General features: G+C 54.2%; 12 protein-coding genes and 1 tRNA gene. 1 reads left to right on the forward strand and 12 read right to left on the reverse strand.

Annotated features, from left to right (window positions below; all coding sequences use genetic code 11):
* Positions 1-129 precede the first annotated feature (129 nt).
* The 6 genes from EQG79_RS18740 to EQG79_RS18770 form a co-directional block, all read right to left on the reverse strand.
* Positions 130-1,902: a tetratricopeptide repeat protein gene (locus EQG79_RS18740; RefSeq protein ID WP_077923098.1), complete on the reverse strand. Its 1,773-nt coding sequence runs from the start codon at positions 1,900-1,902 to the stop codon at positions 130-132.
* A gap of 376 nt (positions 1,903-2,278) precedes the next feature.
* Positions 2,279-3,214 carry a PstS family phosphate ABC transporter substrate-binding protein gene (locus tag EQG79_RS18745; protein WP_077923071.1) on the reverse strand — a complete coding sequence of 312 codons (936 nt, stop codon included), beginning with the start codon at positions 3,212-3,214 and terminating at the stop codon, positions 2,279-2,281.
* Between the two features lie 220 nt (positions 3,215-3,434).
* Positions 3,435-4,259, reverse strand: coding sequence for an energy transducer TonB (locus EQG79_RS18755; protein WP_077923073.1), 825 nt, complete (start codon positions 4,257-4,259; stop codon positions 3,435-3,437).
* Positions 4,260-4,263: 4 nt separating this feature from the next.
* Positions 4,264-4,797, reverse strand: a complete 534-nt coding sequence (locus EQG79_RS18760; protein ID WP_077923074.1) for an ExbD/TolR family protein — start codon at positions 4,795-4,797, stop codon at positions 4,264-4,266.
* 75 nt (positions 4,798-4,872) lie between these two features.
* Positions 4,873-5,499, reverse strand: a complete 627-nt coding sequence (locus EQG79_RS18765) for an ExbD/TolR family protein (RefSeq protein ID WP_077923075.1) — start codon at positions 5,497-5,499, stop codon at positions 4,873-4,875.
* A 69-nt stretch (positions 5,500-5,568) separates the two neighbouring features.
* The gene (locus EQG79_RS18770; protein ID WP_077923076.1) at positions 5,569-6,402 is read right to left on the reverse strand and encodes a MotA/TolQ/ExbB proton channel family protein; all 834 of its coding nucleotides are present in this window, start codon (positions 6,400-6,402) and stop codon (positions 5,569-5,571) included.
* A gap of 608 nt (positions 6,403-7,010) precedes the next feature.
* Here EQG79_RS18770 and EQG79_RS18775 point away from each other — a divergent pair.
* Positions 7,011-7,307 carry a hypothetical protein gene (locus tag EQG79_RS18775; RefSeq protein WP_129603177.1) on the forward strand — a complete coding sequence of 99 codons (297 nt, stop codon included), beginning with the start codon at positions 7,011-7,013 and terminating at the stop codon, positions 7,305-7,307.
* Positions 7,308-7,458: 151 nt separating this feature from the next.
* Here the strand turns inward: EQG79_RS18775 and EQG79_RS18780 are convergent.
* The 6 genes from EQG79_RS18780 to EQG79_RS18805 all read right to left on the reverse strand — a co-directional run bounded on the left by EQG79_RS18780 (position 7,459) and on the right by EQG79_RS18805 (position 15,122).
* Positions 7,459-7,532 (reverse strand) — tRNA-Pro (locus EQG79_RS18780).
* A 96-nt stretch (positions 7,533-7,628) separates the two neighbouring features.
* On the reverse strand, positions 7,629-10,031 hold the full coding sequence (locus EQG79_RS18785) for a M1 family metallopeptidase (RefSeq protein ID WP_077923078.1): 2,403 nt from the start codon (positions 10,029-10,031) through the stop codon (positions 7,629-7,631).
* Between the two features lie 23 nt (positions 10,032-10,054).
* A complete protein-coding gene (locus EQG79_RS18790; protein ID WP_129603179.1) occupies positions 10,055-12,457 on the reverse strand; it encodes a M1 family metallopeptidase in 2,403 nt (800 codons plus the stop codon).
* Between the two features lie 116 nt (positions 12,458-12,573).
* Complete coding sequence (locus tag EQG79_RS18795; RefSeq protein ID WP_077923080.1) at positions 12,574-13,185, reverse strand: HupE/UreJ family protein; 612 nt, start codon at positions 13,183-13,185, stop codon at positions 12,574-12,576.
* A gap of 2 nt (positions 13,186-13,187) precedes the next feature.
* Positions 13,188-13,697, reverse strand: coding sequence for a gamma carbonic anhydrase family protein (locus EQG79_RS18800; RefSeq protein ID WP_077923081.1), 510 nt, complete (start codon positions 13,695-13,697; stop codon positions 13,188-13,190).
* A 75-nt stretch (positions 13,698-13,772) separates the two neighbouring features.
* Complete coding sequence (locus EQG79_RS18805) at positions 13,773-15,122, reverse strand: sll1863 family stress response protein (RefSeq protein ID WP_129603181.1); 1,350 nt, start codon at positions 15,120-15,122, stop codon at positions 13,773-13,775.
* Positions 15,123-15,129: the final 7 nt, after the last annotated feature.

Consider the following 15,129-nt stretch of genomic DNA (forward strand, 5'->3'; position numbering starts at 1 on the left):
CGCAAAGTTACGATAGCCCCTTAGAAAATAATAACCTACACGCTTCAGCGCCAAGGGTATTTATTTTCTGGATAAAGAAAAAGGCGCAGACAACTTGCCTGCGCCTTTTTCTTTATGTATGTAAGCGGACTACTTACTGGCCGAACTCTTCTTGGCTGGTGCTTTCGTAGCCGGTTTTGCACCCGGTCGGGTCGTTGGCGTCGGAGCTACCTTAGGTCCTTCCAGCGCCTTCTTCACGTCTGCATCATTCGGATTCAGCTCCAGTACCTTGTCGAAATATTCTTTCGCTTTGGCATCATCCTTCTTGGCTATGTTGAAGCCTGCCAGTGCCTTGTAGGCAGTGATCAGGTAACGCTTATAATCCGTTTTGTCCGTTGAATCAGGTGCGGTGGCCTGCTCAATGAACTTCTGGTAAATCGGCGTAGCTGCTTCGCCAGCCTTGATCGGATCGGTAGCGTTGGCGTAGTAAATCGACTGAGCGCGGTAGTAATAAGCCAGCGGATACTTCTTGCCGTCTGCTTCGATCTTCTGCGACATCTGCGCGAAGGCTGAATCGGCACGCAGGTAGTACGATTGCTTCACCTGCGGAATCGAAGCCGAATCGACCGGAGCGGCCAGGCTATCCCGACCTACACGCGGAGCATACTGGTAGTTAGCCAGACCCAGCCACAGGTAGTCATTGTTCTGCGGTTTTTTGTCGTTCTGGATCGTTTTGGTGTAGTAGGCAGCCGCCTTGTCGTACCGCTTCATATCGTAGTATTTCTTAGCGATATCGCGATACAGGTTCTCGGTCGTATCCTGCGTAGCTGCTTTTTCCAGGTTCACAATGCTCAGCGAGTCTGCTTCCGGGGTGTTCAACAAGCCGTACGAACGGCCCAGATACTTGTAATCGTCATAGATTACCTTGTTGGGAGCCGACGAGATAAACCGGTTCAGCGCGTCTACCGACTGCTGGGGCTGGTTCAGGCCATAGTAAGCCCAACCGTACATCCGGTCAGCGATCGGGTTGTTCACCTTACCTTTCAGCTGATCGAGGTAGGTGGTAGCCCCCTGATAATCCTGGGCCAGGAAGCGATAACGAGCTACGTCGAGCAGGCGCTCAGGGTCGTTCGTGCCGCTTTTCTGTACGTACAGCTCATAGTTCTGGGCTGCACTCTTATAGGCCCGTGAGTTAGCCAGCGCATCGGCGTAAGCCAGATAGGTCGGAGCAAACTCAGGATCATTCTGGATAGCCAGCTTAAAGTACTCCTGCGCTTTGGTATAGTTTTTACCACGCAGGTAAAGCCGACCAATTTTGTAATTAGCTTCAGCCAGGTTCGGGCTAACGGCCAGCGCGTTCTCGTATTTCGTGATGGCGTTACCACCGTCATTTTTCAGGAAATACGCGTCGCCCAGCAACATTTCGATCTCGGCGTTCTCATTCTTCTTGTCTTTCTCGTCAGCAATGGTCAGCAGACGCAGAGCCTCGGCCGGATCATTGGTTTCAGAAAGCGTATACATTTCACCAGCACGAATCAGAACATCCTGGTTCTTGCTTTTAGTTTGTGAAACAGCATTGTCGATCAGGGTTTTAGCCGTCGCACGGTCTTTCTTCGCCAGCGCAACCCCGGCCAGACCAACATTATTGAGCTGGTTTTTACCGTCGGCCGCTGCGCCTTTCTCGAAAGCAGCCTTTGCTTTATCAATCTGACCGGTACGCAGGTAGAAATAGCCGAGGTAGAACTGGTTGTCGGCCGTAGGGGCACTCGATGCCAGTTGGGTCAGCGTTTGCTCCGCTTTCGGGAAACGGTCAGCTTCTATGTCCTTTAGCGCTGTCTGAACATCCTGCGCTACCACCGGAGCAGTTAAGGACGCTCCTGCGAACAAGATGGTGAACAGCAGTTTTTTTGGGGTGTTCATCATGTATTTCAGGTTGGTAATGGGAAAAAGTACTTCGTGTTTAGTTAACATAAGGCAAAACTAAAAAATTGCACACAAACCGAAAAACTTAGACTTAGTTTGTCTATTTAGTTGAGTTGCCAAACAATAGACTGTTTTCCGAGCAAAAGGTTTGACTTACCGATTAAACGTCAAGAACAATAGCCTCAGAAGCCAGAAATCCACTTTTTAAGTAAGAGCCGATGTGCCGGTCAGCTGGCTTTCTACTGGCTCCATTTTCGAGAAACCTAGTATTCCAGCTGATGATAAAAAGGGTGATTTTCCACATCGACCCGCCAGAAGCCGATCCGTCAACCTACAACTTGGGGCCCCTGGGGCCATCCATCCTGAGGCTCTCCGACTATGACTTTTTCAGATTAATCTCGCGGTTATACGGGATCGTAGGCCAAAGTCCAAGTTTGTAAATGATCAGCGAACCGGCATCCCGCGCCACATAGTTTATCAGGCCTCCGCCCAAACCCGGATGGGCTTCCCGGCTAAGTACGTAAACCGGCCGACGGAGTGGGTAGCGCAACATACCAAGATCTTCCTGAAACGGCTGATAATAATCAGACCGCTGCGTAGGGTTGGGCTTGTCAGAGACTCCCACAACCCGCAGATCGCGCGACAATTCAGCCGTAAGGGGTTCGTCGCCATCGCTGATCCAGTTCACACCGATAAAACCGAGGGCCGACGGATTTTTACGAACAAAATCGATGACCTCCCGGTTCGATCGGGTCGTGAAGATGCGTAGTTTACTTACGTCGCTTATGTTGAATTTAGTCAGTATCGATGCCAGGTTACTGGAGTTGTTGTTGTCGAACACCAGCGTAATCGGGCTGGACTGGTTTCCGCCTTTCAGCTGCGACCAGTCTTTTATCTGACCCAGGAAAAGGCGCTGCAGTTCGTTCATAGTCATCAGGCTATCGGTATTGGCCCGGTTGATGATCAGCGCTACGCCGTCAGTGGCAATCTTGGTCGTACTGCCTTTGATCTTCAGTTGATTGAGTACGCCCCGCTCGTTTGGTTTTAGCGTCCGGGTGGTAAAAGCAATCCGGGCGCTGTCGCGGAGCATCATGTTGATGGCTTCCTGTTCTGGTCTGAAAACGATTTTGAAATGCGCGTCGGGGTAGATTCCGGCGTAGGCGGAGGTCAGCTGCGTAACCAGTGGGCGAAACGATTCGTCAGCCGCCACGGTAATGGTGCCCCGTGCCGGATTGTCGAGCTTGGTGGCTTCGTTCGTACAGCCGAACAGCATCGTCAGGAATCCGCCCAGCCAAAGAAGGTGCTTAATCATGTCCCTGAAAACGTTGATAGGCGCGATAGGCCCTGAAAATACCATAAATAAGCAATAGTGTGGCCATTCCGTACCGGAGAGGTCCCGGTTCAGGGAACACGCCAAAAGACTGAGAGGAGGCTATCAGTGCGATGCCTCCTCCCATGTATGCCAGCGAAGCCAGCACTGCGATGTACAGTGTTAGCTGCGCCAGACCACGATTTCGTCCGCGCATGTTGGTTTATTCCAGCGTGAAGTTGATCGGTAGGTTATACTTTACCCGAACCGGACGGCCCGACTGTTTACCGGGACGCCATTTCGGCATGCTTTTTACCACGCGGGTTGCTTCTTCGTCGGTGCCGAAGCCCAGTCCTTTCAGAACCTGAACATCCTGGATACTACCGTCGGTATTAACAACGAAGCTTACAAATACCCGGCCCGATACGTTTGCACGCTGAGCCGCAGCCGGATAACGCAGGTTTTTCTGCAGGAACTGACCAAGTGCGGCCATACCACCCTGGAATTCGGGCTGCTGTTCAACCACCGTAAAGATTTCTTCTTCTTTGGGAGCTGCTTCAACGGCTACCTCTACCTTGGTTGGGCCGGCACTCGCTTCGGGGGCAGCAATTACCTCTTCAGCGTTAGGGTCACCTTCCTGGGTTTTTTCGGCAGCGACGGCTTCTTTCAGCTCTTCAACGGCCGGCGGTGGTGTTTCTTCGGGTACTTCCTCGTCGGGCTTAACTTCCGGCGGAAGGAATTTAACCGTATTCACCTTCGGTACTTCTACCGGCGGTGGTGGCGGTGGCGGTGGTTCGTTGGGGTCAATTGGCGGGGGGGGGAGCTTCATAAGGTCCACCTCAACCATTGCCTGTTCTTCAACTTCCGGAGTCAGGGCTGTAATGATCGTTGGGGCCAGTACGCCAAGCGTAAACAGCACACCACCGATGATTAACGCACGGGTAACGGTCTTTGGATACGCTTTCCGCAGATCGTACGCACCATACGCCTGGTTCCGGTTGGCAAACACTATATCATCCAGTGTTGCGTTTTTGGGAGTTTCTGCCATGGTGTTATGCGTCTATTTTAACTTTGTCTTTGAGAAGGGTTTTCTCATCCGCGGTCAACTGGTCAACCAGCGCGTACCGTTTGGTTTTCGTAATGGCCATCTCATCCAGCACGTCGACCATGTTCTTGTAGGTCGACTCTTTGGTTGGCTTGATAACCACGACAAATTTGTCACTGCCTACTTTGCGGGCGTTTTCCTGAATGGCCTGCCGGAATTCATACCCGTAGCCAACCGTCTTCAGCTCTGGGTCTTCGTTAGCCGCCTTACCGAAAATGTAATGCGCCTTGTTGTCTTTACCCAGGAAAACGGTCATTACGTTAGAGGCCTTGATAGGCTCCGTTTCCTCTTGTTTGGTTTTATCTGGCACGTTGAGCGTCATCGAAGATGGCTTGCTCAGGGTGGTAGCCAGGATGAAGAATGTGATCAGCAGGAAGCCCAGGTCAACCATCGGCGTCATATCAACGCGGGTCGACTGTTTCTTGGACCGTACCTTACCACCATCATGTCCACCACCACCGCCAGTGTTAATTTCTGCCATGGCTTGTTTGGTTTTCGGTTTACAGCTTACGGCCCTGGCTACCGATGTGCCAGGTACCGTAAGCTGTAGACGTTGTTAGTCTGCCTTCCAACCAGCCGGGGGCGCTTCCGTGCCCGTGATCAGGTTGAATTTGTTGATATTCTGCGCCTGGAGCGTAGCCAACACGTTCTTGAACTCCGGAAACTTGGCGAGGTTATCCCCCTTCAGAGCGATCCGCAGGTCGTTATTGGCCTTTCTTGAGTTGAACACCCAATCTTTCAGTTCATTGTTCGCACCGGCACCGGTCGAATCGGTCGGAATACCTGGCTGCTTGATCTTCCCCTGCTGTTCTTTCGACAGGTTCAGATACTGCTTCAACTGCGCGATGGGCATACCGAAGTTTGACATCAGAGCAAACTCTTTTTTCTCGTTTGGCGAGAAGGTAATGCCTTTTGCTGCCGCGACATTTTCCAGCATTTCCATGCGTTCCTGCTGGTTGTCGATACCGAAATAAACCTTGCCGTCTTTACCCAGGCCGATGGTCATGATATTCTTATCAGGGACTTTGATCCCGGAGATCGACGAAGGGGTTTCAATGCTGGCGGCATCCTGGGCCCGGAACTGGGCCGTCAGAATAAAGAACGTCAGCAACAGGAACGCCACATCAGTCATCGCCGTCATGTCCACCGAAGAACTAGCACGTTTGATTTTAACTGCTGGCATATTTTAATCTGTTTCTGCGAATCTGCTGGGCAGACTGGCTAATGAAAACGTCACCTAAGCGCGTATGGCCTAGTAGTGAGCTGCGAAATTCTGTTGGATGCTCAGACCGATTTCGTCGATGTTGTACGTCAGTACGTCGATCCGGCTGGTGAAGTACGAGTACATGATCGTAGCGATAGCAGCCGTACCGATACCCAGAGCCGTGTTTACAAGGGCCTCCGAGATACCCGTCGACAGAGCAGCCGTATCAGGCTGGCCAGTAGCACCCATAGCTGCGAAAGCCCGGATCATACCAAGTACCGTACCGAGCAGGGCGATCAGCGTCGAAACCGAAGCCAGCGTAGCAATGATCGTCAGGTTCTTCTCGAGCATTGGCAGTTCAAGCGTCGTCGCTTCTTCTACTTCTTTCTGCAGCGCAACCAGTTTCTGTTCTTTGTTCAGTTCGGTGTCGGTCGACAGCTGCTGGTATTTCAGCAGGGCGGTCTTTACTACGTTACCGATCGAACCTTTCTGACGATCGCACTCGGCAATAGCGCCCGATACGTCGTTGCGGTCGAGTTGGCTCTTCACCTTCCGAACGAAGTCATCAATCGAACCTGAGCCATTGGCGCGGCCGATGGTAATGAAGCGCTCAATCGAGAACACCAACACCGTCAGGAAACATGTGAACAGGATCGGCACGATAAAACCGCCCTTGTACACAGTCCCGAAGTAATCGCCTGGGAGCGGCTCTTTCGTATTGTCGCCTTCCTGGAAGTGGCTACCATCGCCGAAGACAAACATGTACGTCAGGATACCGATCAACAGCAGAACCGGAATCACGAGTGCTGGATTCAGACCGCCCGACTTCTTCTTAGGTGCAGCTGCTTTGGCTGGTGCTGGAGAGGGTGTTTGTGTTTTCATTGGAACTGGACTGTAGGGTTAAAATTAAAAGTTGGTTTGCCCGGTAAAAAAAGTGAAAATTTTAGATTGTTTGGGTTTTGTCAGTCAAAAATTTGACCGCAAGCGATCGAAACCTCCACAAAACTATAGTTTTTCCGATGAATACAACGCATCCCTATTATCCAAAATTTTCATTCTAATGGCAATCCATCAACAAATACTTGGATATATTCGACTGACTACAAATGCTCCTGAATGACCCTCTCCTGCGGTAAAGCCTTGTTTTTCAACCGTCCGAAGTACAATTGTATGGCTATGAGTGAGCTACATTCAACGGGTTTGGGCGGGGCTCTCTTCATAAAATAATTGTTAAGGTTGATGCTCCCTACTCGTTTGTCCAGCCAGAGCTATGCCTTTTAGATGCGTACCAGTATCAGAATCCACACGATGTACCCTATATTTTTTCGCAGAAGCGTTGCCTGTAATGGGCATAATGGCCCAGGGGCAGGTTTGCGACTGTAAAACCTGGATATTCTCTCCGGCTCAGATGACGAATTGCAAACGGCGCAGTCTAACAACTTTAACCCTACTTTAACCCGAACTAAACGTCATCTTAATCCGGTAACGAGATGTTTGTATCGTCAAAAGAAACAGGAGTTTCACTCCCTCCATCATTCCCAAACCATTCACTGGAAACGACCATGAGCAGCTACCGTACCACCACCATTACTGTTTTTATTGTTTTTGCCGGCTTGATGGGTTTAGTATTACTGCCGGGGCTATCTATGCCGTTGATTGGTAAACTGGTGGCCGTATTTCTGTCGGTTGTGCTGGTCGCTCATGCCGCGTTGTCGTTGTGGCAGGGAACCAATCTGGCTACCGACCTGATCGATTACGAACCGGTGCAGGCAGGACGTACAGAATAGGCTTGGTCAAGTTTCTATAGATTGTGAGAGAGGCACCTACGGGTGCCTTTTTTGTTGGCCTGACAGGTCGTAGTAACCGAGGCCACCCAGACAAATCCCTGCGGTATGGATACAAAAAAAGCCAATCGGATCGATTGGCTTTTCAACTAAGTCGGGATGGCGGGATTCGAACCCACGACCTCTTGCACCCCATGCAAGCACGCTACCAGGCTGCGCCACATCCCGAATGAGGTCTGCAAAGGTAATTAATAAAGCCAAATGCGCAATGGATATTGAGCGATACTCATCAATATCCATTGCGCATTTGGCTTTGGTCAGCCTCTACTCATTCCGGCCGGTACCCTGTACGGCGGGCGGGGGCGTAGTGCGCCGTTGCTGCTGCATGGGGTTCGGGGGGGCTCCACCACCCCGTTGCTGCTGCTTAAACAGCTGAAAGCGGGTCGGTTGCGACGAACGCGGAAACGAGTTGTTCTCGGTGTCGATGTCGGCGATTTCCTGATAGGGGTCCAGCGTCCACTGGGTTACTTTCTTGCTGGTGGCAACGACTTTCCGGATTTGAACGTCGTTGAAGCGCCAGATTTCGGCCGGGAAGCGGGCCACCGAGTCGGTGCCATCTTCAAACTGCATCCGTACAATGACAGGCATCGGTACGCCCCCCTTGTTCTTCAGCGAGAGGGTGTAGAAGTTAGTCTTCGTGTTTGTTTCCAGCGTTTTGCGCTCTTCTTCGCTCAGCGTAGCCAGGTAATCCTGATACTTCTTCTTATCGGCGTCGGTAACGGCGTAAGGATCGTAGGCGTTGTAGAAGTCCTTCATGGTGCTGTCCTGAGCCACCACGCTTTTGTCTTTGGTAGCCGCATCGCGCTGTTTGCTGATGGTATTGGCCCGGCGCTGGGCGGCTTCACGAGCGGCTGCTTTGGCCACAACCGGATCCTGGTTGTCGACCTGGAACCAGTCTACCTCTACCAAATCCTGATCAACGGGCTCAACGCCGTAGAACCAGCCTTTCCAGAACCAGTCGAGGTCAACGCCCGAGGCATCTTCCAGCGTCCGGAAGAAGTCGGCTGGCTCGGGGCTCTTGAAGGCCCACCGGCGCGCGTATTCCTTAAAGGCGTAGTCGAAGAGTTCGCGGCCCATGACCGTTTCGCGCAGGATGTTGAGCGCCGTGGCGGGCTTGGCATAGGCGTTGGGACCGAGGCTGATAACGTTGTCGGAGCTGGTCATGATGGGCGACAGTACCGACTTGTCAGACTTCATGTAGTCGACAATCTGTTGCGGCTCACCCCGGCTTGTCGGGAAGTTATAATCCCATTCTTTTTCGGCCAGATACTGACAGAACGTGTTCAGCCCTTCGTCCATCCAGGTCCACTGGCGCTCGTCGGAGTTGACGATCATGGGGAAGAAGTTGTGCCCTACTTCGTGGATAATTACGCCGATCATACCGGCTTTGGTGCGCTCGGAGTACGTGCCATCGGGCTCGGGCCGACCGCCGTTGAACGAGATCATGGGGTATTCCATGCCGCCACCTGCCGTAGCATGACACGAGATTGCCACCGGATACGGGTACTTGATGGTACGATTGCCGTACGATTTGAGCGTGTGTTCTACGACGCGGGTCGAGTACTGGCCCCAGAGCGGGTTGCCTTCTTTCGAATAGAACGACATGCTCCAGATCTTACGACCGTCGCCGTATACGTCGGTTTGCATGGCGTCCCAGATGAATTTACGGCTGCTGGCGAACGCAAAATCACGTACGTTGTCGGCTTTGTAAATCCAGGTCTTCTTCGCTTTTACGTCGGTTGGCTTGGCTTTTTCGGCGGCTTCGGCTTCGGCCTGGGTTACGATGACGACCGGCGTTTTTGAGTTCGCGGCCTGAGCCATGCGTTTTTGCTGAGCCGCCGTGAGCACCTGCTTGTAGTTCTGACATTCGCCGGTAGAACCGACGATGTGGTCGGCAGGGGCAGTGATGGCCACTTTGTAGTTGCCGAAAATGAGGGTAAACTCACCCTGCCCCAGAAACTGCTTGTTCTGCCAGCCATTTACGTCGCTATAGGCGCACAAACGCGGAAACCAGTGGGCAATGAAGTAGTTGGAGTTACCGTCTTTCGGGAAAAACTCGTAGCCACTGCGGCCGTAGTACTCCGTAATGAAGTAGTTCCAGTCAATGTTGAATGAGTAACTGGTGCCTGGCTTGAGGGGGGCCGGCAGGTCGATACGCATCATAGTCTGGTTGATGGTGTACTTCAGGGGCGTGCGCGATTTGGCATCGGTAACGGCCGTGATCTTGTAGCCGTACTTGTCGGTAGCCTGGGTGTTGCTCCGCTCACGAACCGAGGTCAGGTTCTGCAACTGGGCGAAACTCATGCCGTTTTCGCTCACGCCACCGGTGCGGGTTACGCTGCCGGTCGAGCCTTTGGCAAACAGGTTCTGGTCGAGCTGGAGCCAGATGTAAGGCAGTACGTCGGTCGAGTTGTTGTGGTAGGTGACCGTTTCAGAACCGATGATCTTCTGGTTGGCATCGTCGAGTTCGACCTTGATGTCGTAGTCGGCGCGGTTCTGGAAGTAATCTTTGCCGGGAGCGCCCGCGGCCGTACGGAAGGTGTTGGGCGTTGGGAGCATGGGCCCGAGCTGCTCAAAACGCGAGTTGGCGTTCTGCGTTGGAGCGGGTTGCTGCGCCAGTACGGTTGCCGACCAGAGGGCCAGGCAGGAAAGAAGGATTTTTCTCATAGTTTGCTGCAGGTTGTTTGGTTCTAGTTTCGACCGCTTCCCTGAACGGCAGGACGCGGGGGTGTCGACTGGCTTTGGCGTTGCTGCTGCATGGGGTTCGGCGCGGTTGCTCCGCCCCCCCGCTGCTGCTTGAACAGCTGGAAACGGCTTGGCTCGGCCAGGGCCGGGAAGCTGTTGTCGTCGGTATTGATATCCGCAATTTCCCGGTAGGGGTCAAGCGTCCATTGGGTCACTTTCTTGCTGGTGGTAATGACTTTCCGAATCTGAACATCGTTGAAGCGCCAGATTTCGGCCGGGAAGCGGGCTACCGAGTCAGTGCCGTCTTCGAACTGCATCCGTACGATCACGGGCATGGGTATCCCGCCTTTGTTTTTCAGCGACAAGGTATAGAAGTTGGTGCCCGCTTCGGCCAGTTTCCGCTCGTCGGGGGTGAGGGTGGCCAGGTAGTCCTGATACTTCTTCTTGTCTTCGTCGGTAACGGCGTAGGGGTCGTAGGAGTTGTAGAAGTCCTTCATGGTGCTGTCCTGAGCCACCACGCTCTGATCTTTGGTAGCCGCATCGCGCTGTTTGCTGATGGTATTAGCCCGGCGCTGGGCAGCCGCCCGTGCTTCGGCCTTCGTTACTTCGGGGTTCTGGCTGGCGGGTTGAAACCAGTCTACCTTTACCAGCGACTGATCGACGGGCTGAACACCGTAGAACCAGCCTTTCCAGAACCAGTCGAGGTCAACACCCGAGGCATCTTCCATGGTCCGGAAAAAATCGGCGGGCGTGGGCGACTTGAACATCCACCGGCGGGAATATTCCTTGAAGGCGTAATCGAAGAGTTCGCGGCCCATCACCGTCTCGCGCAGGATGTTGAGCGCCGTGGCAGGTTTGCTGTAGGCGTTGGGACCAAAGGTGTTGGGCAGAATATTGTCGGAACTGCTCATGATGGGCACCTGCTGCGTAGAGTCGAGCTGCATGTAGGGGACAATGTACTGCGGTTCGATACCCCGGGCCGGAAAATCGGGATCCCACTCCAGGCAGGCCAGCCCTTCGAGGAAGCTGTTCAGGCCTTCGTCCATCCAGGACCACTGGCGCTCGTCGGAGTTGACGATCATGGGGAAGAAGTTGTGCCCTACTTCGTGGATCACCACCGAAATCAGGAAGTTCTTGGTTCCCTGCGAATAGGTACCATCGGCCAGCGGACGGGCGCCGTTGAACGAGATCATGGGGTACTCCATACCGCCAATGGGGCCGTGTACGGAGTAGGCTACGGGATAGGGATAGTCGAACGTACGGCGCGAGTAGGAACGCAGGGTATGCGCCACCAGCCGGGTCGAGTACTGGCCCCAGAGCGGATTGGCTTCTTTGGGGTAGAGCGACATGGCCCATACGCGCTTGCCACCTACGTTGGGCTGGAGGGCGTCCCAGATAAACTTACGGCTGGTTGCGAAGGCGAAATCGCGTACGTTATTGGCTTTGTAGATCCAGGTTTTCTTGCCGGTCGGCTTGGCTTTTTCGGCGGCTTCGGCTTCGGCCGGGGTTACGATCTGTACCGGATTTTCGCCGGGTTTGTCACCTTTGGCTTTGGCGCTGTTCCAGCGGGTCAGCTGCGCAGCGGTCAGCACCTGCGACGGGTTCTGAAGTTCACCGCTGGCGCCTACTACGTGGTCGTTCGGAACGGTGATGGCCACTTTGTAATTGCCGAAGATAAGGGTAAACTCACCCTGCCCCAGAAACTGTTTGTTCTGCCAGCCATTTGCATCGTCATAGGCGCAAAGCCGCGGAAACCACTGCGCTATCTCGTATACGTAGTTGCCGTCTTTCGGGAAGAACTCGTAGCCCGAACGAGCCCCAACGGATTTGGCGTCGACGATATTAAAATTCCAGTCGATCGCAAACGAAACCGACTTGCCGGGCGCCAGGGGCGTGGGCAGGTCGATGCGCATCATGGTCTGGTTAATCGTGTACTTCAGCGCTTTACCAGCCGCATCGCGTACCGATGTGATTGTATAGCCGTACTCCTTGTTCCGCAGCGCAGCGCTGGGGTCCAGCTGGCCGGGCGACGCGCCCCGTTCGGCGTTGATGCTGTTGGTTTCGGTGGTATTGCCGTCGGCATCGGGCTTAAAGAGGTTCTGGTCGAGCTGGAGCCAGAGGTAGCGAAGGGCGTCGGATGAGTTGTTCTGGTATGTGATGTTCTCCGAAGCCGTTATCCGTTGTTTGGTATCGTCGAGTTCGGCTTTGATGTCATAGTCGGCGCGGTTCTGGAAATAGTCTTTGCCGGGAGCGCCTGAAGCGGTACGGAAGGTATTGGGGGTGGGCAGCATAGGCCCGAGTTGCTCAAAACGGGTGTTGGCCTTCTGAGTTGGCGCTGATGGCGCCTGTGCCTGCGCCGTTGTGAATCCGATGGAAACACCGATCGCCAGCAAAATTATCTTTTGCATGAAGTGAGTTTGTCAGAATTTGGATTAGGAGAGTAAAATTATAGAAAAAGCGTAATATGCCCATTGCGCTTTTTCTATATAGCCGCATATAATCATCGGGTTCATGAACCGCGTAGCTACTTGCCCGCTACTAACTCATTGTTCAGAATCAGGGAAATAGCCATGCCGGCCACGATTCCTGAAACGACCAGTACCCACCGGAGCCGGCTCCGCCGAAGGATATCCAGCACCACGAAGGCAATGGCCAGAACCAGCGTTACAATGAGCAGCTGCCCCAGCTCCAGCCCGATGTTAAACGCCAGCAGCGGCTGAACAATGCTGACTTCGCGGCCGAGCAGGCTGCGCAGGTAGTTGGAGAAGCCCATGCCGTGGATCAGCCCGAAGACCAGAGCCAGGCCGTACCGCCAGTAGCGATTGGGCGACGGGGTGGTGGATTGCAGCCGGGAGCGGGGTTCCTGATAAAACAGGTTGGTTATGGCCGTGATCAGGATCGTAACCGGAATCAGCAGCTCGATGAGCGCCGTGCTGTAGTCGATCAGTTGTAAGGTAGCCAGGGCCAGCGTGATGGAGTGACCAATGGTAAAGGCAGTGACCAGCACCAGTACCTGCCGCCATTGCTGGAGGGTATAGACCGTACAGAGCGCTATCACGAACAGAATATGGTCGTAACCACCGGGATCGGTGATGTGGTCGAAACCCAGGCGCAGGTAGATGAAAAACTCGTCCATACTTACTTAAACCACTCGGCGTACATGACGTAATTATTGGCGGTGCGATCAAAAATCTCGGCCTGTTCCGGAGAAACCGCTTTCAGGAAACGGGCTGGGTTGCCGGCATAAATGGAGCCGGGCGGAACGACCGTATGCTGGGTGACGATGGCGCCAGCCGCAATGATGCTGCCTGTTCCGACCACCGCGCCGTCCATGACGATAGCCCCCATGCCGATCAGCACCCGATCTTCGATCGTGCAGCCGTGTACAACGGCATTATGGGCAATACTGACCGAGTTACCAATGGTCGTGGCGTATTTCTGGTAGGTGCAGTGAATAACGGCTCCGTCCTGAATATTGGTCCGGTTGCCGATGCGGATGCGGTTGACATCGCCCCGCACAACGGCGTTGAACCAGACCGTACAGTCATCTCCCATAGTTACGTCACCAACCAGGGTGGCGTTGTCGGCAAACCAGCAGTTATTGCCGACCTGCGGCTCTATGCCGCGTACAGGTTTAATCAAAGCCATGCGGCAAAGGTAGTTCCTGTAATGAAAAAAGCCGACTCCTGCGAGCCGGCTTCTTCCGGAGTTGTTTCTGGCTGATTACTTCTTCATCTTATCGACCAGTTTTTCGAGCGCTTCTTCAACGTCGTCGACGGAGCGGTTCACTTCGCGTTTTACTTTCTTGAAGTCATCTTCACCCGCCCGCTGCACTTTATAGTACGAATCGGTCAGTTGACGACGCTTGTCTTCAAGGTCTTTAACACGGTCTTCGCGCTCCTTGCGGGCTTTCTTGCTTTCACCTTTTACTTCTTCTTTGGCTTCGTCGAGCTGGTCGTCCAGTTTGTCCATCTGCTCGTCGATGCGGTCGGCCAGGTCGCGCCGGTCGCGTTCAAAATCGCTGTCGTTGTCGCGGTTTCGACGGCTGTTCCGGTCGTTATCCCGGTCTGACCGATCGTCCATCCGGTCGCGGTCATTCCGGTCGTCCCGGCGGTTGTTGGTCCGGCTGTCGTCGCGATCGCCGGCCTCGTTGCGGTCGTTACGGCTGTTGAAGATACCGGCTATGCCACTTCTGTTATCCCGATCGTCGCGACTATCGCGGTCGTCGTTCCGGCGGTTATCCTGGTCGTCGTTCCGGCGATCTTCCCGGCGGTTGTCGCGGTCATCGTTTCGGCTGCTGTCACGATCGTCGTTTCGGTCATCCCGTCGGCTGTAACGATCGTTGTCGCGGTCGTCGCGACGGTTATCCCGGTCATCGTAGCGGTCGCGACTGCGCTGGTCGTCGTAGCGGTCGTCTGAACGGCGGTCGCTGTACTGATCCCGGTTCCGGTCGTCATACCGGCTGCGATCGCGGTCGCTGTACGAATCCCGGTCATCACGCGAGCGATAGCTGTCGTAATCTGAACGGCTGCTGTAGCGGTCGCGGTCGTCCCGGTCGCTGTAGCGGCTGTCGTTGCGATCGTCGTACCGGCTGTACCGGTCATCGTCGCGGTCGTCATACTGACTGTCGCGGTCGTCCCGATCATCTGAGGAATAGCGGTTATTATACGAACTGCCCCCCGACATACGGCTCGGGCGGTCGTAGTCACTGTCAGCATCGCGGTACCGGTTGTTGTACGAGCGGCTGTTGCGGAAGTCGTTCTGGCTCAGCCGCTCGTCGTTCCGGTTGTTCCGGTTGCGGCTAAAGATACCTTCGCCCCGCTCGCTGTCGCGATCATTGTCGCGGTCGCGGCTGGAACGGTTGCGGTCGTTATACGAGGTTTGCCGATCGTTGCGATCGTCCTCATCCCGACGGTAGTCGGCGGTTCGGCCGCGGGCGTTGCGGTCATTGCGTACCATTTCCTGCCGGCTGGCGTTCGAGTCGCCATAGAGCCACCCTTCTACGGTGGCGCAGGAAGATAAACCTACGGTAGCAGCCAGCAGGGAGGCAACTACCCATGTCCTTCGTTTCATATCGTTG

It is taken from the genome of Spirosoma sordidisoli, assembly GCF_004138325.1.
Classification (GTDB): domain Bacteria; phylum Bacteroidota; class Bacteroidia; order Cytophagales; family Spirosomataceae; genus Spirosoma; species Spirosoma sordidisoli.